The organism is Candidatus Nitrososphaera sp. 86-2, assembly GCF_056726185.1.
In genome coordinates this window covers 2,269,585-2,288,628 of sequence record NZ_JBWZON010000001.1, presented here as the reverse complement: position 1 = coordinate 2,288,628, position 19,044 = coordinate 2,269,585, and the positions used below count along the sequence as shown (strand labels likewise).

Below are 19,044 nucleotides of genomic sequence, written 5' to 3'. Positions count from 1 at the left end.
AAAATCTAAATGATGGGCATATATATGCAGAACTTTGGAATTGCGACTAGTTCTGAAAATTACCATCGAGTATAACTATAACATTGTTTTCCTATTAACGATCCCTTTTCCTCTCTCTGCTGCTTCAGAGCAGCACAATTGATTTTTTGGTTTTTCCATTTACCATCCTTTCAAAACAGCATTTATGTTCAAGATTCAGCCCTAAGCACTTCATCCATCCTATCCCTAGTATTTTTTGACACCCTTACTCCTTCCCAGAAAGTTGCAAACCGCCAGTCAAGCTTCTTTTCCTTGGCCACCTTGTTCATCTCGCTGTAGACTGCATCCCAGAAAGCAGAAGGCAGCTCCTGCGCCTTTGCCACCATAGTTACTATCTTGAAGTCTATGTCAGCCATCATCCGCTCTATGGCCAGCTTCTTATCCACATCATCTGTCTTGTCCAAATATGACGCCAGCCTGCTGCGTTGTGTGTCTAGCTTGATTATCTGCCTGAAGATAAATTCTTCAAAGTCGATATGCTTCCATTCTTTGCCAAGCTCGCGGTATAGTAGCTGTACGTCGTTGTCTATGATATTCTTTTCAACATGCAGCATCTCTGCAATGGTTGTTGCAGGCATTCCCTGTTCAAAAAATAATCGGTAAACATGATTTCTTCTCCTCGACCTTTCAGACTTTGTATATTTTGAGTTTCTCTTCCTACGTCTGCCCAGACCAAACTTCTTGTTCTTCTCTTCCTCTATGAACTCTGGGCTTATGTCAAACACATCTGGTTGCTGCGGCTCTTGATCGGAACGACTTTTGGGTGCCACGCGTAAGGAGCTTTAGGAGGTATCTTAAAAGAAATAGAGTACTCAGGGGAGAGTGGGAGGGAGGGGAGGACGACAGTAATAATAGTAACAAAAACAAAAATAGATATTCACTATCTTCAGAAAACTCTTACTATAGTGAAAAATCCTACCGCAAGATAACCATAAAAAATGATGCGACTACTCTCACTGTGCAATTTTGCATCCTCGTCATTATGCATAAAGTCCGACAAAGTCCTTCCATTTCTCGTCTTCTAATGTGCCTAAAAGCTTGCCTAGGCCTCCGAAATGGGACTTGCCAGCTGGCAAGAAGATACTTTTCTCTTCTTCCTTCCTTTCATGTTCTTTCTTTTTCTGCACAACATTTTTCCACCAGTCAGGAAAGCATGCATTTCCAACTATCTCTGGCAATATGTTGAGTTTGTACTGCGTTCCATATCCATGTCTTCCACGTGAGCTGGTCTGTGATACAACAAGTCCGATGTTGTCTAGCTCCGTAAGTAGTTCTGAAACTCTTCGGTACGTCAACGGCCTAGTACCTTTCCTAATAATCTTGCAATACTGTACATAGATGACAGATGTCGAATGCCATGGATTGCCTGTCAGGTACGTTATCCGCGCAAGCGCTGCGCATGCAAGTTTTAGATGGTAGGATGCGCTTGAAAGTGCCAAGTTTACCCTGTCTTTCTGCAGCTGATCTGTGGCTGCATCAACATGCATATTAGCCAATTTCTCTTCTTTAAAGCTAGCAATCTCCCCAGCTACCCTGAGAAGATTGATGGCTCGTCTTGCATCTCCATGCTCCTCAGAACTCTTTTCTGCGCAATACTCTAGGACAGCAGGATCAACGGATGCAGAGAATGCCGCAGCAGACCTTTCCTTCAGTATCCCAAGAACATCCTTCTTTGTGTATGCTGGAAAGAATACCTCTGTTGAGCCCATCCTAGACCTCACCCTGTCGTCCACTTCATAATCTGCCATCACGTTGTTAGAGATGGCTATTATGCAGGAAAGTATTCCTTTTTCGCGCAACTTTTCTTCCATCACCAAAAGTTTGTAGATAAAGTCAGACGGCTTGCCGCGCTTGTCATTAAAGAGCACGTCAAATTCATCCAACACAAGCACAAAGAGCTTCTTCTTGTCCTTAGACAATGATAAAGAGGATTCAATCGCGTCCTGGATTTTCGCTATCGCAACATTGATTCCCTGCGCGCTCTTTAGGCCAGGCTCACCCATTTCACCAAGGATTAGGTTTGCGCAGCCAAAAACCGTTTTTGCCCTGCGGAGGTTGACAAAGCAGCAGGACGTATCGTCTAGGTTCTCGCAGACAAACCTCACTATTGTCGACTTGCCAGCGCCGCTTCTCCCGTACACAGAAATGAACGGTACCACGTGGCCTTTTTTGTAGCCAGCAATCAGGCGCACAAGCTCCTTTGCCTTCTCTTCGCGGCCAACTATTGATGCAGGAAAGGCAAGGGTGTCAAGAAGGTCCTTTCTTGCAAAGAGCAGATCTTCCTTTTCGACTTCAGATAGCATCTTTTCAAGGTCCTTCTTGTCAAGGCCCAACTTTTTTACTGCCTTTCCACTGGAAACACATATAATATAAATATACATATATGAGTTAAAAGATGACGCTCCGACCCGTGGTTGTTGCCTCAGCTCCTACGGTGGCAGAGAACAAGTAGGACATACCACACACCCATCTACTTCATCTACCTACTACTTTCCCACCTTTTGCAGTGGAGTGAATGCAAAGGGCGCAGCCAACGTCTCTTTACCGGATCAACTTATGGCGTCATTCGCAGGAATATCTTGCGGCTATAATAGTCGGTTTCTTCTTGCTCTTTTTTTGAATGGTCGTCATCTCTACTATTACTATTATCATTGGAGTTCAGACCTGCAGTCAGCAGCCTTTCGACTATAGAAAAGTGCTCCAGATATGCTCTTCCCTTTTCAGTAGTCAGCAGAGACCTGTCGTCTGGCATCTCTTCAATCAACCCGTTCTTTATGGCCAGCTCAACGTACTCTAGCAGCATTGAATGCGACAGATTGACCTTGTATATGACGTGCGTTCTCTTTGTTCTTTGTTCGCAAACTTCAAGAAGTGTAGCTATTATTCTATGCATGCTTCTTGGCTTTGCAACACTCTTTATACGGACAAACGAAGGCGGCAATTCCCTTAGCATGGAATCTCAATAGATAAGCGGGTACTAGTTATAGCTGCTGGAAGAGCTTTCCATCTTATTCGTATATGCACTTACCTATCTACATACTGCATAAGAGAAAATCATAATAACATACATACATGCATTCATACATGCACGCATGCGGTCTCGCACAAGTCAGAATAGCCCTTGTGTAGGACTAGACATATGCCTCTCTTGGCGCAGGCTCAGATCGCGCATGAAGTTATTACTAGCAACGAAGAAACGAAAATAAAAATCACAATAATAGCAAAAGAGAGAATGCGTAGGTGCGTGGGTATCGGCCTATTCAGACTGTCTTTACTTTTGTTATTATTATTATCAGTATTGTTGTACGACAGAATTAGGAGTTTTCCACTATATCGTGATCTAACTTCTTCTTCCTTCCCAGGACTTCAAGCGATTCAAACCATGATAATTTTTGAATGCCCGGGACAGCCTTGATTGTGTCACAGATCTTTACAAACTCCTCATTACTTTCCAGTATAACTTCAACTTTCAAGTCTGCAATGTCTCCAAATGTTTGGGCTACAGCAATGACTTTTTCAATGCCAAGGATTTCATTTGCAGTTGCAATCTTGTTTACTGCACCAAGCGAAACGACAAACGTAATATGCCTCTTGCCGAACTTCTCGTACTTTAAACTGTACGATTCGCTGATGAATTCTTCCTCAAGTCGTTTTCGCCTTCGCTGAACAGTTGAGATTGGTATATCCAACTCTCTGGATAATTGCAGTGAAGATGGATTTCCTTTGGATTCTAGCAATGCCTTCATTATCTTCTTGTCAATTGGAGATAGAACGCTGCTGACTTTACGTGCTATTTGTTTGGCTGCAGCTGAGCCAGGATTCGCATTAATAGCCCTGTTAAGGCCAAAGAGCAAATCAGAGAGTTGGTCTACTGTCAACGTTTTGAAAAATTCTGGATCCACTTCTACTTTTGTCAGTTCTTGTTCTAATGCCTGTCGCGAAACGTTTCTTGCAGTTGATGATGATGGTGACGACCCCAGTGCTGCTGGTGAGGAGGAAGAAAAAGACTGAACCTCGGATTTGACAGCTGAAGCAGTTTTCACGTCTAACATTTACTTCGGTATAATAGTGCCTTTATTTAAATATATCTTTAAATCTGTCTTTAAAGCTTTTACCGGTTTCGTCTCATACCCGCTTCTCTTTCCTCCACTTCTCGAGTAACCGTCAGCTCGGTAGGTCTTGCTCTCGTTAGGTGCCAGAGTGAAAATGCTACGGACAGGTGATGATAATGCTGATGATAATAATCTGCCGCAGCCAGCAGCAAGAGAGAATAAGAGTGCATAAGGGTCGTATAACCTGAACTGTTGTTGTTATTTTGGAGGGAAGAGGAGAGAGAGATGCGTGTGTATGTATGTGTGTGCGACCACGGCCATCGGTCCCCAGACACGTATTCTTAAAATAGACTGCAATTGAACGTACATCTAGTAATTGAGCTCTGTTGAAAAGCGCCCATGGGGTCACTTCGAGCGTTTTACGCTTAACGAGCTTTGCACAGTCAAGCTGGTATATGTTGATGGCGACAAGCGCCTCAGCCTGCAATACCACAACAACCGCTCCGAGTTCTGGAAGGTTATCAAGGGGCCGGTAAGGGTACAGGTAGGCGATGAAAAGAAGTTGCTGCAGACAGGCGAATCTATCACAATTCCAAAGGGAGCAAGGCACAGGCTGGAAGGCGCTGGTACTGATGGCATAATACTAGAGATCTCCAAAGGAGACTTTGACGAAAATGACATAGTCAGAATAGAAGACGATTACAAGAGAGAACTGCATAAGGCAAAATAGTTCATGAATTTGTGAGTTAGCTAGACGACCGCAACACTACTAATGAGATTTTCTCTGTACCGTTTGGCTCCTGACGCCTCTCGAGTCCATCAAAGTTGGCGGCTGGCTTGAAACTTGGCTATCATAGCATTTTTCGCACAGCTCGTTCAAGACTACTTCAACTTTTTCCTTACACTGCAAGCAGTACAAGATTTATCCTCTCACACTCGCTCCTCATTTTTCCACGGTGCATACTGAGAATTCCATATCAGCCGTGCCGATTCCAGGGTTAGTTCGTGGCCAACAATGTAATGACCAAAGAACTGCTCCTCGCTGTCGAGGCGTACATCGCAATATCGACATGCAATCTCCTCTGGCATTCTGCTCTTCTCTCTCCAAAATAATGCAGAAAATTATCATATAATAATCGTATGTCCAATCTGCTACACATCTCTGATGTTATCTTGCCTTGAATACGACTTGAACCTTGCGTGTTCTCTAGAGACGAGCACCATGAATGATACGATCGCCAGTGCAGAAAGATGCAGGATGACAAAGAGCGCGACTTCAAGCTCGGATTCAATGAACAACTGAGAGAGCGCTTTCATCTCATGTAGCAGGTATGCAAATGATACCAAAAAAGACAGCATCAGCAATGTGTAACAAACCTTGTCGATTTTGCCAAAACCAAACAAGGATGACAGAGAAGAATTAGAAAACTCGCAGTTCAACTCATACTTCTTCTTCTTCTGCTGCAGCAGCAAACTCGGTTGTGGTGATTGCAGTCTTGCTTTGCCAAACGACCTGCTTATGACAATAGCAGCCACCACCGCCACAAGCACGATTTCTAACGCCAAATGATAGACCGACCCGTAAGCGATTCCAATGCCGACGGGAAGGTTCCCAAATGGGTATGCAACATTGAGGGTTCCAACGATAATGTCGTCAAACAGGTGCTGTGCGTAGGCAAGCGCATATGCCATAGAGGCCGCCAAAGCCTGCTTCAAAGGCCACCTTGCTATTACAAATATCGCAGGGGCCACCACCATCGCAGAAAGAATAACGCTATGCGTAAACGTCTTGTGAGGCATTATCCCCATTGCCTGAAATACTATGTCAATGTCTGGCAAGACGCCTAAGAGCATGACAAGCGCAAATGAGATTCTTGTTGCCGCACCTTCCTTTCTTTTTTTATCAGCAGCACTACCGAGCGTTATAGAGATAACATATGCAATGAGAAAGGCAACCATAGCATGTCCCACCAGAAACATTGTGCTACCGACTACCCTCCATCTGGCTGCGTGTATCAACCAAGACTGCCAAATATGACTTGCCTTTCTTGAAATGATATAGCATGCCGATGGTTATGCAGATATCATTATCATCATCTTGACTTTATCCGCGAGACTAGGAACGGCCTTGTTTGGCTAGATTCTAGGTCGGTCATTACCGATTATAATTATATTACAGAATTATGAAAGAATAGTCCTGTAATGGACTCTGCATCTTCCGAACTTAACATGGCAGAACCATCCACTCCTCTCATTCCCAATGGCACTGCTGCTACTACATTTGTCGATGCTCAATATTTGTATCCAAGGGACCTAGAGCCAGACCGCGAAGAGATAATTCCCGGACTCGAGGTAGCAGTTCCAAGCATCAACCTAGTATTCAAGCGCTGGAAGGGCAAGCCAATCAAGGACGACTTTGGAGGCAAGCCTGTAGTGGATTATGAAGGAAGGCCAGTGTTTGCCGAAATTGCAATAGTGCGAATGGCAGTCAAGGCAGGATGGTCGGCATTCTGGCAACAGGCATACCCCCTCAGGCAGGATGGTCCGTATTATTATGCAGACTGGAGGGAAGACAGAGTTCGCAAGGATCAGATTACAAAAAGCTCACTAGATAGTCCGTACCATCAGGATCTGCAGGCAAGAATTGCAAGGTACAACAGCAATTCTTTTCGCGGATGCTGGGATATCATTGCCTGGAATGGAGAAGGAAAAAGGACTCTCTACATTGAATCAAAGCAGTCCAAGAAGGACAGCATTCGCGACAGCCAAGCGCGCTGGTTCTCTGCCTGCCTGTCTGCAGGTCTGAAGAAAAGAGAGAATTTCCTCGTCGTCCAGTGGCGGTTTGACGACTCGAGAAAAGAATAGACTACATAGGATCGCTAAAGACTCTAAGAGGCCAATTTCCGTAACTGGATAATGAGTTGAAGTGGTAGATTACGCGGATATATAATAAAGAACTGAATATATATTCAAAATATATTTTTTTGATATATTTAATTATATATCATATATATTCAATCACACTGTTTTCCCGAAAAGAAGGCGAAGTTGGGCCTTTTTACGGGAATTCTTGTAAATTTACGTCCTTTTATCTATTTGAATCTCATGCACTGAATCGCGGTCTTTTCAGTTGTCTTCGGGCCTTTTCAGATATTTTTACTCCTTTTTATGTAAACGTTTTCGTGATCCTCCAAATTAGTTAGATTGAATATATATTCAATATTCATTCATTAGGCGGCAGTCAAGATGAAAGGACTTTTTCCTCTTTTAGCAATCAAGGATCCCTGAAGTAGAATACCAGCTGAAATGCATTATCTGCTGGTCCTATCATTCCACACTAAGACAAAAAAGACGCCTATCTAAGAAGGGGAAAGTAGTATTCATGGGCGCAATAAAGCCAACAAGACAGAAAGCCATCCATTATCAGTGAATTATTGCGTTATTTGCGTTCGAATCTCGTGAAACTTATATAAACAGGCAATCGTCTAATGCAAAGAAGTGAAGATAGGCAAGGCAATTTCTATTGAACTGCGTGATGGCCAGAGGCTAAGCCTCTCCTTGAAGGAGACAAGGGAGCTTTACAGCAAGCTTGGGAAAATGCTGACAGACGCCAGGGGAGGAGAAAGAAAAAGGACGAGCAAGGCAAATCCCACAAGAAAGAAAAAGAGCAGAATTGCAGGTAAAAGATCCAAGGCTACATCAACCAAGTCATCATCGTTATCATCCTCATCCGGCAAAGTCATTTCCCTGAGTGATGCCAAGAGGCAGGAGATCCTTTCACATCTTAACAGAGAGATATCAGCGACTCCCAGAACTCTTACAAACCTCCTAAAGGGCATATCATACTCTGCAAGCCAGCTTCCGGCGATTAGAAGCATAATTGAAAGTCAGCAAGGTGTTAGAGCAAAAACGAAGGGCAAGAGAACATTGTACCTCAAAAAGAAGATGTTAGCAGCAACAGCAAAGACAAAGCGGGCAAAGGCCAAGACAGCGCCGGCGGATACGGAAGCCAAGTCAGCAGAGGTTGAAGCACCAGCAGCCTCGTCATCGACGACGTCTTCCTAAGGCATCGTTCTCTTCTGCTACCGTCGTCGCCTTTTCCTTTCTTACTTTTTCAAAATTTCCTTATCGTATACATATGCAATGGTCATGTCAAGAAAGCACGAGGCACCTTCCAACATCTGCTCTGCTACAATATCTTCCTTATGCTAACTTGGCTTACTGGTCTTGTCGATATCAATCGCCTCTCCAGCCTTGACCCTCAGAAGGAGCGGCTTGCTTGAACTTCTCACAAGCGCATAAGTCTTCATGAACAGAGACGGCGGAAGCAGAATGGTCACTACTCCCTCGTCTTTTGCGCCCTGAACTCCTGGTTGATGACTTTGCTGTTTCTCTCTTTCCAGCTCTTGCTGCTCTGCTAGAGACCTTTCCATTCTCAACATCCTTTCAAGCAGCAAACTCTTGGCGTTCTTTGTCTCCTGTAATTCTTTCTTCAGCATCGCGTTTTCTTGTTCCAGTTTCTGTTCAGTCCTGCTGTCATTATCCCCGTTCACCTCATGATGTTGATGGCCAGTCGCCGCTTCCAAAGCGCCGGCCTCTGCCTCTTTCCGCAGGATTAATCCTGCGCCACCTGCCGACATATACAGACGACTCAACGCCTGCCTCTCTCTAGCAGCCTGGTCCTTTGCTTCCGGCGGCAAGAGCCTGCGTATGGTATCTTTTTGCCATATTCCCAGTACGTCTCTGTATATCCTGTCAGCTGCATCAAAAGGCGTCAGCCCCTCTTTTCGTACGAGAACATCGTACATTTTTGGGATAAAGTACTTCGCTTTAGTCTCATGTTGCCTGCCCAGCTTTACAGCCTCGGCCAAGAGGTGATCGTATTCTTTCTTGCCATCTTGGAAAGAATCAGCTGTTCGCTGCAACTATCCCTCAAAATGGGAATGATGTTCATAACTATATAGGGATTATGCATTAGGAATTCATCCTATATACATAGTAAGATGTAATGCAAAGCACCAATTTCGAAGAATGATCCGACAGACGCGAGTCGATACACTTGTCAAAGTGTCAATTGCCCATTACGCATTATTTCATTACGGTTTTGAGGGCGGTGGTGCAAGCATGAAAGACATCAAGACAACTCACAGTTCTACGTCATGAAACATCCTGAGTCTATCTCTGGCAAATAGCTATATCGTATATCGTCAACTGCCGAGGATTGGATAGAAGGCGCTCGAGTAATGCCATGGAAATCGCTAGGGAATGAAGTAATTGAACCCATTAGAAACCTCTGGAAAGACACATCGAACGGGCTTTTTTTCCATGATTGCAACGCTTTTGCAACCTAAAACCCTCAAAATAATCCTTTGAAAAAGGTTCAGACGGTCCACTTGAAAACGTTTGTGCTGATGAGATGAGCAAAATGGATATCAACGTTTAGGGCATTTCTGAAGGAATTCTAGAGTATTTCTGGAGGAAAAATAGAGCATATTTGAGGTATTTCTGAGTTAGATCTGGAGTAGAAATAGATGGCATTATTTACCGTATATAACCATCAGATGTCAACACCGCTCTATCGATAGAACAAAGTCATGATTAAATACGCGGGCCGTTCGACTTCTGGCGACGTAATGACACTATCAGATGCAACAAGAGAACGAGTAATACTGAAGTATCTAGTTGCCACACCGATCCCACAAATAGCCTCGGAGGAAAAGATAGGAGAGTCTACAGTATATACTATAATGGACGACTTCTACCGCACGACCTTCGGCAGAGGATCGACAAAAATTAGGCTCCTCGTCGAGGCCATGAAGAGGAGTAAGCTCTCGGTCGCGCATCATGCAGTGGCGGAAAGGCTTCTCCACCTACTCCTCAAATTTGTAGAGGTCGATGAACTAGGCGAGCCTCCAGATGCTTCCAGACTCCAGAAGGCTACGACCCTTTTTGAGAAGTGGCTGATTATGTGCAGTTCCGGTCTCATCAACCCGCAGGAGGCTCTTCACATCATCAACGAGCTCCAGGATGTCTGCGCCAGCTTAGGGCTAGCATCGCCAAAGGATCTTCGGACTGCGGTGGAGGACTTGCGCGACGAGGCGCATGCGCTTACCGATAAGATCACGTCTGGCAGATCGGAAATTGAAAAAATCAAGCAAGATACAGCAAAGATTGCACGGGCAAGAGACGAAGAGCTCCGCAAGAGCGGCGTCGTCTATGAGAATCTCGAACCCTACGCGACGACAAGGGCGAGGATCGCGGAGAACGTCAAGGGCGGTGACCCTGACAAGTACTTTCTCAATATTGCAGAGATTATTGAGAGCATGAAAGCTGCAGGACTCGACTTGAGCGCAACAATCCCGATGTTAAAGCGCAGGGAACAGATGCTGGAAGACGAGAAGCGGGAACAGGAAGAACATATGGAACGATTTGAAATGAGAAAACGTCTGGAAAGCATGCACCAAGCCTTTCTGGACGCCAAAGGAGAGGAGGTAGCTTTTGTAAGGAGGTTGGAGTTTCTTGGAATAGATTCCACGGCAGGAAACAAGTTGCTCGACAATCTCGAGAAGGCTGCAACGGTGAATGGCTGCCCACCAGCTTCTGTCGTGGGTAGCCTTTCGGCAGCTTTGGGAGAATTCGTCGACCGGACCACTGAGGTGAAGAGAGGCGTCAACATATCCACAGATACAGCGGAGAATCGAAGAGGGCGTGATAACAAAGAAACTACCGTAGAGAGTAGTCTCCTTCCAATCACACCACCTCCGGCCGGAGAAGCAGCGGCGGTGACGGAAAGGGCGGCTGGATCTGTCACAGTGGCAAAAGGAGAAAGAGTCGAACAACAAGAGCCCACATCGATGATGACAGCGAATGCAGACACCACCACAAACACATCCACTATAAAGTTTTTCACTAACACAAATGGCGACCAGCAGCACGTCAAGCTCGATGACGAGCCAACCGCTATTATGGACGTTGGCAGGCCAACCGATAATCCTTACAGCACAGGGCTGCAGCCAAGCCCTGGAGAAATTGTTGAAGTAGAAGAAACGACAATAATAAGAGGAACGAGCAGCGGGTGTTCTTGCTACAGTACAGGTAGCAGCAACGCTTGTCAAGAATCAGAAAGGCAAGCTTCTGCTCAACAAAAAGATCCCTATTCAGAATGACAAGTCCCTAGCGGGATTTGACCGGTCATATTCCGGTCATCTCGCTTCCTTTACCAAGATACGCTTTGACATGTGGCCGATAAAGGTAGTTTCCAGACGCATAATCTGGCTGATATTTGTGGTATGTGTAGAGACATTAGGGAGAGTTAGGAGAATGCAGCATGTCCCAGTCGAAAAGAAGAGGAGCGCGGCAAGTCCATCAATTATGCTGGGAATTGTTAATTCACGCGGGTTGGATTTAGTTGCACTTTGCATTAGCTTTCTGTCACCACTACCACCACTGTTCCCGCCATTCCCGGGTGGAGGCTGCAAGAATACGGATACTCTCCCGCATTGTCAAAGGTGTAGCTAAATGACTGTCCCTTCCCCTTATTCCGGAATCAAAACTGCCATCCTTTGAAGTTACGGTATATGCCTGCCAGAGTCATCATTTATCCAAGTCACAGTTTCGCCAACCTTGACCTCTACAGGGTTCGGACCAAACGAACTGCTTCCAGCGTTAGCGACTATTCTCACTACTGTTGAATTGCTTGGGATAGATATAGCTGTAGGCTGTTGTTGCATGGAAGAATTTCCAGATCCCTCAACACGCCCATACTCATGTTGCCTGATAGAACGTACGTAGCCCCGATAGCACCAGCTATTACAACCGATGCAGCCACTACGGCATTTTTCTTGACCATGGCAGGGGTAACCTGATTTTTTGTTTTAAGCCGAGGTTAATTCTGAACGTAGACGCTGACAGTTGGTGCAAAGGGCCCTCTACCTCCCTGTCTCGTATACCATGTCCGCGTCCTCCAAAATGCGATTCTCCGGATAACAATTAAGCATGACACCGTTTTCCACGTCATCGAGTTGCCAATTGTTACACTTCGTGTTGTATTCATTCTTGGTGGTCATTGAAGGCCCCCATCCAAAGGCATTGTTTACGCCGTTATATCCGTGACCCTCTTCCAATGTGATTGTCTGGTTCGTAGTATTGTATGAGACAAGGGCATAAAGGGAATTAGGATAAAGATAAAACACGTTTGGATGATTTATTATCGCATCGAATTCGGCTTGAGTTACATATTCGTTATGTAGAACGATTACTCTCTGATACTCTTCCAGAATCGAAGGGTCGTTGCTAACTTGCTCATCTGTCAGTACATCTACCGACGCATTTGACAAAATCGCGTTCAAGCCGTTATTACTTCCCGCGTAGCTCATTATGCTAGTCTCACTCTTAGGATTTAGAGCTACTGTCAGACATTCTTCTTTGCATTGTTTGCGATAGTAATCATAAAACCCTCGAGGCTGGTAGGCAGAGATAGTAAAAGTTGGCTTGATGACTGCCATTACATTGTGCATATGATAATGCTTGCTTGGATGAGGATAGAAAATGAAGAGCACCAAAATCATGATAGCTAGTATGCCGCCTCCTAGGCCTACACCAAGTCCTTTGGTAAGCCGGGGCATATGCATCTAACGTCCAATTATTAGAGCAATGACTAGTTAAGTTGATCCGTCATAGTAGTAGACAAAAATGAATTCATTGTTGCTCTCAATGGATAACGGACGACATCTGACGTGCATCCCAACCGAAAACAGTTTCTCGAATGTCTCAAATAGGCCCGCTTCGTCCTATCTGCTTACGCCTTCTATCTCTTCGTAGACATATACCAAGCTTTCATTTTTGTCTTGCTTATTTTACTCCAGCTGGATTCGATCCCTGTTTTCTGCTAGAAGGAGATGACGGTGGTGCTCCTGATCGGAATTTTTCCTTTGCAGAGGCGGCTGTATCCTTTGCCATCTGAACAGTATCCTTAGCCGTATCAACCGTTTCTCTTACAGTGCCAGCGATCTCGTCCGTTACTCCGCTTTCCTTAAGTTCACTTGCGGTATCTCTGACTTCTGCTGTAATATCACGCACGACGGCTGCAATCTCGCGAATAGCTACCACAAGCTCTGGAATCGCTCCACTTTCTCTGAGAGCCCTCGACGTCTCTCTGGCCGTAATGGCATACTCTTTGATTGTTGAGGCAACTTCTCTTACTGTTTCGACTTGCTGCAGTGCTTGTGCAGAGAGCTCTTTTGTCCGGGTAGCGCTCAAACGTTCGCCTGTCCTTTCTGCAGGGTCCGAGTAATTGGTTTTGCCCACATCCCTCTCTTCGCTTGATGAAGACATACATAACTTACGTCAATCTAGTATTAATGTCATTAATAACAAGGCAATGTTGGAATACTTATTCACTCTACGTTTGCAAAAGTCATTTTTTAGGAAGCTGAGGATGATAATGAAAAGGTCAGGGAACTTGACGGTAATTCCCAAGCAGTCAAGATGGAGACTATATCCCTGACCCATTTGAACGAAGGTAGGTGTGGATCTATCTTCGTATTAGCTCCCGGGAAATAGGTTAAAACAGTTAAGCATGCACTGAGCTCATTTTGTTGCCTTGAAACTGATCTATCTGCCTATCTTTAGCCCAAGACTCTGACCGCAGCATCGACATCTGGTCCTTTTAGTCTTCATCAAAATTTCGCAGCGCGTGAAAAATACCAAGCCACCATCATACAATTTCCGGTTTCCACCCCTGATTTGTGGCAGCTCCTCACATTTTTTCCGGACAGGATGCGGCTGTTGCGAACTCAAATGTAGGGATAAAAGATAGCTAGCATTTTGGAGAGAAAAGGACTGGCATCAGCCAAAAAACGTGAACTAAATGACAGACAATTAACGTATTTGTGATGTGATAGACCATATAATCTATCAACTGTGCATTTATATGCTATAATTGGCAACTTATGTGCACTTTCGCATGATGCAGACAACAATTGACCAAATTTACTACAGACTAGAAAGACTAGGTGTTAATGTCAACGCAGTAAAAAAACTAAACTTATCCCATAGCCAAATCGATGAACTCTGCCAGAGAATTGAGCGCCTGATGAACGAAGATTGAATCTAGTGTGTGTGTTGGATGCTCTATGACTAAGAATAGAAGCAGAGAGGATATAGCCGCAGAAATACTAAAACATGCTCTTAATGGAAAGAAAAAGACACATTTGATTTTTGGAGCGCATTTGTCCTTTGCTCAGCTGACAAAGTACCTAGAATTGCTCCTTCAGCACGAGCTATTGGAACATCTGCCAAAGGAGGGCATTTATCGCACTACGCAGAAAGGTAAACTGTTCCTTCAAAGCTACCAAGAGTTTTGGCACGCTATGTTCACCGTGGAGGGGAAGGCCGCATCCAGATATGTCGGCAGGCTTCGATAGCAGAGGAGCTGCTTCTGCTCTGTCTTCTTTGACCTGACGACTCTGAGCTCCACACCATATGATGGCGAGATATTGAACGGCAAAGGAGGTGAAATTGCGGATCTTGTGAAGATAAATCTCTTCACGCAGCACCATTTTTTCTTGTTCGTTTATGCTTTACAACCATTGAGAAACTGTAGCATCAACTTACTATTTCCCAACAGCATGCTTTTTCTGCTTTTATTGGTCCTTTTCTTTTTTCCTTCTTCCTTCTTCTTGTCTTTGTCTATAACGTCTGCCGATCTCCTTATCAAGCTCTTCATGCTTTATCTGCTCTCCTCTTCTGCCAGGCGTCTTCATGCCCTGTTGCTTTACATTTCTTCTTTCATCTTCCAACTCGTCAATTTTATAACCGTCTTGTTTTTTCTTTTTTAGTTCGTTTGCGTATCTATCGCGGAAAATTTTCTCTTCCTCAGTATCTTCAACCATGGTTCACTACTCACCTAGCACCTGCCCAATGAACAGCAAGTTAAAGACATTAATGTTAATACTTGTTCTTCTAGATTAATTTTTCTGGGTTTTTTTCTATTTCTACTATAGGTATGTAGGATGTATACTATAGCATAATCCAAACCTATCAGTACCCATAGCATCCGCAATGCGAATACTTGCTCTTATGTTCTGATAGCATGTTGCACTAGTCAACCTCAAATGCGCTAAAAAGCGCTAACCGTTTCCGCAGCATTTCAATAGTAACAAACATGTATAGGACATCTTTCTCTTGCTTTTGAGTGAGTATAGCCACCTATGAAAAGCAAAATCGAGCATACATCTGAACTTACTGATATTCTGAAGCTGGTCGAAATTATTCCGATTGACAATGGGATGCTCACGAAAAGCATAGATGCAAGGATTTCTTTGAAAGTTATCCGTAACGGCAAGCATAAGAGTAGCAGGGGCAGCAGCCAGACTAAGATAATAGATGACAAGACTCTGAAAAGACTGTTCAATGAGTCACCTGATGGTCATAACAAAAAGAAGAACAACAACAAAAACAGAGCAACAATTAGCTTCCGTGACATCGTAAGGTTGCTCATCAAGTTCCTCAAGGGTGCAGACATCAAGGAGGCCAAGATAGCGCTTGGTGGACGCCTAGAAGAATTGCGCAAGATTGGGATTACTTATCCTGCACAATATCTGTTGTTCGACTTTTGTCTGGCAGCGCTGGAGGGTGACCACCTTGATGCAAAGTTGTATCTTGCCCACGGTTTTGAGATTCTCGGGCTGTCAAGCCAATTCAACCTTTTACTTTCAGCAATAGTATCTACTCCACTGACAGAGGATGGCGAAGTAAGAGAACTGTTGACTTTGTTGGCAATAATTTGTCAGCCTGCGGATATTACAGCGTACTTGGAGCTATATGGGGAAGACTTTGAAAACAGGTACATGATCTTTCAAAATGAATCTCTGAAAATAAGATGAGGTGGTTACCGTCTGCCCCTTCTACCAAAGGGGAGCCCCGGATTTGACTTGCTGCTTTTCTAAAAAGGGTCTTTGATTCTTGTCATGAAAATAGAGTTGTTGTTGTTATTATTCCGGCGCCACATACACAGCCATTGGTTGGTCAGTTATTACGTATTTGTGCGCTTCAATAACGCTTTTCAGCTGGTTTTCAAGAGCTATCCCATCAACATCATAAGAGCACAGTATCGCTATCTTGTCCTGCACTTGCCTGCCGATTTTCCTCTCGGCATCGACGAACTCTTGTTCAAAACCATTTCGCAGAAACCATGATGCATCCTCACCTGCTATTCGGGTCTCTCTTCCAGACGGGTTTAACTTGTGTATTTCACCAATCCAATCAAACATCCTATCCATTACTTCCGATTTCCCCTCTATCTTTAGAAAGTCATCATAGTAGATCTTTTGCACGTCGCCAAACCTTTTCGGCCTGGCATCATCATCATTATCAAGGCTGATGAGAGCTTTGCGGCTGCTGTTGTTATTGTTGTCAGGCACAGCCAATTGATAAAAGAACTGCGAGAGTACGTTATCCTTTATCGTTTTTTTGCTGTAGAGAAAGGCAACATGCTCGTGGCCGGCCATGTTGCGGACAAATGACATCACTTCATTCTCTCTGATCATCTCTCCAATCTCTTGCAAAGAGGGGTCCGGCTTTTTGCTTGTCGAGTAAGGCGATAGCTCATCCTTTATAGTGTCCATGACAAAGGTGGCTGCTTGGCCAAACATCGCACCGATAGACTTTTCAATTAGGCCGCACTGGCAAAACAATTGCTGCTCGGTCTGATTATTTTTCTTGCATAGGCTGGAAATCACCGACTCGGTAATGCGCTCTCCGAATTTATCAAGAAGTCCCCTTCTGGCGGCATCTGAAATTATCTTGGCCGTAATTTCGTCAGTAATCGAACGGTAGCATAAAACATCAAGGGCGGCTCCTATTGCAACCGGTTGGGTAACAAACAACGAACGACGTATTTCGAATGCCGCAAATATATAAACGAAAAGTCGTGACTGGAGTGCTATTATAGCTATAATGGCTGATGGCAAGTATTCCAGCTAACCATCAAGAGTGCCGTCTTTTTGTTCCTCCCGCAGTAGGAGTAGGGGTACCGTCAAGTTATAGGCGGGAGGAGTGGCAGGAATTTTTTTATCGTAGTAGTCCGTCGCCACCCGCCAAATTAACAGTGCCTTACTTTCAGTCCATAATTTGAAGTTCATCCGACGATAATCTGCTGCTGGCAGCAACGAGATTGAAAAAACAAGCAGAGCCAGCGAACCATATACAGCATCTACTTTCTCCACCGCTCTACTTCCCTACCCTTTTTAGGGGAATGAACACAAACAGCGCAGCCAGTACGGCAGACAAGAGCCACGCGTTAGGATATCCGCCACCCCCGACTCCGCCGTCATACCGGACTGCAAGAGAGAACGCAAGTGGCATCCATAATACTCCGATAAGCGACAGACCGTTTACCCAGGCCACGTTTAACGCACTGCTATTGTAGAAAGCGCCCTTGTCGTCGTCATTGTCATTAGCATTATCATTGTCATTGTTCTCAGCTTCACCATGATCTATGCTGCGAATAGGCACTCTTATTGCGCGCGCCTTGGCATAGACAACGGTAAACGCGCCGCCGGAAAAGAATCCAATAGCAATTATGGCGATGATAATTACCGGAAGAATTTGAATAGACATTGCAGCAAGGGCAACGCTTATGCCGACACCGCAGAGTAGCAGAATCTTTCTTGAATCCTTAACTTTCATCCTATCGTAAAACCCACCGATCAGCGGTGCAGATACAATGGCAGACACCAATGTCATGCTGGCGATTATGCCTGTGCCTTCGAGTTGAACATTGAGGCTTTGGAGGTAAACCACGGCAAAGGTCAGCAAAAGAGCCCAGGAGGCCTGAACTCCAGTAAGTACCAAGCCGAGCGCAACTAGTCGCGGGTTTGACAGCACTGCCCAGACTTCAGAGACAGGAGGCCATCTTCTACTACCATCAGTGTGTCCAGGCTGACCCTCGGCCGCAGATGATGAGGGCGAATAATTAAAAACATCAGGGTCTTCTACTCGCTGGCTTTCGGAATAACTATCATTATTGTTATTGTTCTTGTTATCGTCACTGCTGCCGTTGCTGTCGTTCTTGGGCTCAGCAGTAGCATTATCTTTTGCATCAGCTGATCTTGTTTTTTCTTCTGTTGTATCTTGTGGCCCGCTGCGAGATGGCCTTGAGGATGAAGATGAAGACGATGACAACAGCGGAATAGATATTACCATAAGCATCGCTGTTGCGATGCCGATTGCTCCGCCTAGTACGAGGCTTGTTCTCCACCCGAACATCTGGGCTATGACTATCCACCCAAAAAGGCCCAAGATTCCCCCGCCAGAGTGCGCAGCGTTCATCAGGCCTATTGCAAAGCCGGAGGACTTGTTTTTCTTATTGTCCCGTGTCCCACTACTACTAACGCCGCTATTACCGATTGCCACTGCATGTTTTGCGATAAGCACTATTCCAGAGCTGAAAAAAAATGCCATGCCTGCTCCGACGACGAAGCGCAGCAAAATCAGCTGTGATTCATCTGTGATAAAGCCACAGAGAAGGGCGGCACTTGACGAAAGCGCCATCCCAAATATTGCCGCAGTCCGGGCAGAGTACCTGGCGGCAAGGATGCCGGCAGGTACCTGAAGTAATCCCACGCCTATGAAAAAAGCAGCGGATATGGAGCCTAGTAGACCGATATCATGCTTTTCAAAGTCAAGTATGAGAAGTGGAAAGATCGCCGCCACGTTGAACCAGTTTACAGCGTAGAAGACTCTTGCGGCAAGAATGGAAATGGATGCCGAGAGATCATTAGAAGGAAGAAGCCGACTAGTAGTAGATGGAGAATGTCGATGATGACTCATTTTCTCGGTGTCGCCGGATTATTTCTTGTGTGCATGTAAGACAGTGAATAAGAGGATGCATAACGGCCGTATAACCTGAACTGTTGTTATTTTGGAGAGAAGAGGAGAAGGCAGACCCCGG

19 protein-coding genes and 1 pseudogene are annotated in these 19,044 nt (G+C 44.9%); 6 read left to right on the top strand and 14 right to left on the bottom strand.

Annotated features, from left to right (window positions below; translation table 11 throughout):
- Positions 1-188 precede the first annotated feature (188 nt).
- From ACYOR7_RS13565 to ACYOR7_RS13550, 4 genes are all read right to left on the bottom strand, one after another.
- Positions 189-764: a hypothetical protein gene (locus ACYOR7_RS13565; protein WP_479914259.1), complete on the bottom strand. Its 576-nt coding sequence runs from the start codon at positions 762-764 to the stop codon at positions 189-191.
- Positions 765-1,019: 255 nt separating this feature from the next.
- The gene (locus tag ACYOR7_RS13560; RefSeq protein ID WP_479914258.1) at positions 1,020-2,372 is read right to left on the bottom strand and encodes a Cdc6/Cdc18 family protein; all 1,353 of its coding nucleotides are present in this window, start codon (positions 2,370-2,372) and stop codon (positions 1,020-1,022) included.
- A gap of 221 nt (positions 2,373-2,593) precedes the next feature.
- The gene (locus ACYOR7_RS13555) at positions 2,594-2,932 is read right to left on the bottom strand and encodes a winged helix-turn-helix domain-containing protein (protein ID WP_479914257.1); all 339 of its coding nucleotides are present in this window, start codon (positions 2,930-2,932) and stop codon (positions 2,594-2,596) included.
- 421 nt (positions 2,933-3,353) lie between these two features.
- Positions 3,354-4,091, bottom strand: coding sequence for an Lrp/AsnC family transcriptional regulator (locus ACYOR7_RS13550; protein ID WP_479914256.1), 738 nt, complete (start codon positions 4,089-4,091; stop codon positions 3,354-3,356).
- 376 nt (positions 4,092-4,467) lie between these two features.
- Between ACYOR7_RS13550 and ACYOR7_RS13545 the strand changes: the two genes are divergently transcribed.
- The gene (locus ACYOR7_RS13545; RefSeq protein ID WP_479914255.1) at positions 4,468-4,821 is read left to right on the top strand and encodes a phosphomannose isomerase type II C-terminal cupin domain; all 354 of its coding nucleotides are present in this window, start codon (positions 4,468-4,470) and stop codon (positions 4,819-4,821) included.
- Positions 4,822-5,243: 422 nt separating this feature from the next.
- Here ACYOR7_RS13545 and ACYOR7_RS13540 read toward each other — a convergent pair whose 3' ends face one another.
- The gene (locus ACYOR7_RS13540) at positions 5,244-6,071 is read right to left on the bottom strand and encodes a metal-dependent hydrolase (RefSeq protein WP_479914254.1); all 828 of its coding nucleotides are present in this window, start codon (positions 6,069-6,071) and stop codon (positions 5,244-5,246) included.
- 222 nt (positions 6,072-6,293) lie between these two features.
- Between ACYOR7_RS13540 and ACYOR7_RS13535 the strand changes: the two genes are divergently transcribed.
- Together ACYOR7_RS13535 and ACYOR7_RS13530 are read left to right on the top strand one after the other, a co-directional pair.
- Positions 6,294-6,956 carry a VRR-NUC domain-containing protein gene (locus ACYOR7_RS13535; protein WP_479914253.1) on the top strand — a complete coding sequence of 221 codons (663 nt, stop codon included), beginning with the start codon at positions 6,294-6,296 and terminating at the stop codon, positions 6,954-6,956.
- A 633-nt stretch (positions 6,957-7,589) separates the two neighbouring features.
- Positions 7,590-8,156, top strand: a complete 567-nt coding sequence (locus ACYOR7_RS13530) for a hypothetical protein (protein ID WP_479914252.1) — start codon at positions 7,590-7,592, stop codon at positions 8,154-8,156.
- Between the two features lie 143 nt (positions 8,157-8,299).
- Here ACYOR7_RS13530 and ACYOR7_RS13525 read toward each other — a convergent pair whose 3' ends face one another.
- A complete protein-coding gene (locus ACYOR7_RS13525) occupies positions 8,300-9,016 on the bottom strand; it encodes a hypothetical protein (RefSeq protein WP_479914251.1) in 717 nt (238 codons plus the stop codon).
- Between the two features lie 708 nt (positions 9,017-9,724).
- Between ACYOR7_RS13525 and ACYOR7_RS13520 the strand changes: the two genes are divergently transcribed.
- A complete protein-coding gene (locus tag ACYOR7_RS13520) occupies positions 9,725-11,257 on the top strand; it encodes a hypothetical protein (protein ID WP_479914250.1) in 1,533 nt (510 codons plus the stop codon).
- 254 nt (positions 11,258-11,511) lie between these two features.
- On the opposite strand, the pseudogene ACYOR7_RS13515 reads toward ACYOR7_RS13520, so the two are convergent.
- The 4 genes and pseudogenes from ACYOR7_RS13515 to ACYOR7_RS13500 all read right to left on the bottom strand — a co-directional run.
- Positions 11,512-11,583 (bottom strand): annotated as a pseudogene (locus ACYOR7_RS13515) (cupredoxin domain-containing protein); the annotation flags it as partial.
- Positions 11,584-11,772: 189 nt separating this feature from the next.
- Complete coding sequence (locus ACYOR7_RS13510) at positions 11,773-11,940, bottom strand: hypothetical protein (RefSeq protein WP_479914249.1); 168 nt, start codon at positions 11,938-11,940, stop codon at positions 11,773-11,775.
- Between the two features lie 79 nt (positions 11,941-12,019).
- Positions 12,020-12,715, bottom strand: coding sequence for a hypothetical protein (locus tag ACYOR7_RS13505; protein WP_479914248.1), 696 nt, complete (start codon positions 12,713-12,715; stop codon positions 12,020-12,022).
- Between the two features lie 226 nt (positions 12,716-12,941).
- Entirely contained in the window at positions 12,942-13,424 is a 483-nt protein-coding gene (locus ACYOR7_RS13500; RefSeq protein ID WP_479914247.1) for a hypothetical protein, read from the bottom strand.
- An 800-nt stretch (positions 13,425-14,224) separates the two neighbouring features.
- Here ACYOR7_RS13500 and sso10a point away from each other — a divergent pair.
- A complete protein-coding gene (sso10a, locus tag ACYOR7_RS13495) occupies positions 14,225-14,515 on the top strand; it encodes an Sso10a family chromatin protein (protein WP_479914246.1) in 291 nt (96 codons plus the stop codon).
- Positions 14,516-14,734: 219 nt separating this feature from the next.
- Here sso10a and ACYOR7_RS13490 read toward each other — a convergent pair whose 3' ends face one another.
- Positions 14,735-14,983, bottom strand: a complete 249-nt coding sequence (locus ACYOR7_RS13490; protein ID WP_479914245.1) for a hypothetical protein — start codon at positions 14,981-14,983, stop codon at positions 14,735-14,737.
- Positions 14,984-15,301: 318 nt separating this feature from the next.
- On the opposite strand from ACYOR7_RS13490, the gene ACYOR7_RS13485 reads away from it, so the two are divergent.
- Positions 15,302-15,976, top strand: coding sequence for a hypothetical protein (locus ACYOR7_RS13485; protein ID WP_479914244.1), 675 nt, complete (start codon positions 15,302-15,304; stop codon positions 15,974-15,976).
- A gap of 108 nt (positions 15,977-16,084) precedes the next feature.
- On the opposite strand, the gene ACYOR7_RS13480 is transcribed toward ACYOR7_RS13485, so the two are convergent.
- Genes ACYOR7_RS13480 through ACYOR7_RS13470 form a run of 3 tightly spaced genes read right to left on the bottom strand, consistent with a single transcriptional unit; the run spans position 16,085 to position 18,923 of the window.
- Complete coding sequence (locus ACYOR7_RS13480) at positions 16,085-17,062, bottom strand: hypothetical protein (RefSeq protein WP_479914243.1); 978 nt, start codon at positions 17,060-17,062, stop codon at positions 16,085-16,087.
- Between the two features lie 9 nt (positions 17,063-17,071).
- Positions 17,072-17,317 carry a hypothetical protein gene (locus tag ACYOR7_RS13475; RefSeq protein ID WP_479914242.1) on the bottom strand — a complete coding sequence of 82 codons (246 nt, stop codon included), beginning with the start codon at positions 17,315-17,317 and terminating at the stop codon, positions 17,072-17,074.
- A 4-nt stretch (positions 17,318-17,321) separates the two neighbouring features.
- Complete coding sequence (locus tag ACYOR7_RS13470; RefSeq protein WP_479914241.1) at positions 17,322-18,923, bottom strand: MFS transporter; 1,602 nt, start codon at positions 18,921-18,923, stop codon at positions 17,322-17,324.
- Between the last annotated feature and the right edge of the window lie 121 nt (positions 18,924-19,044).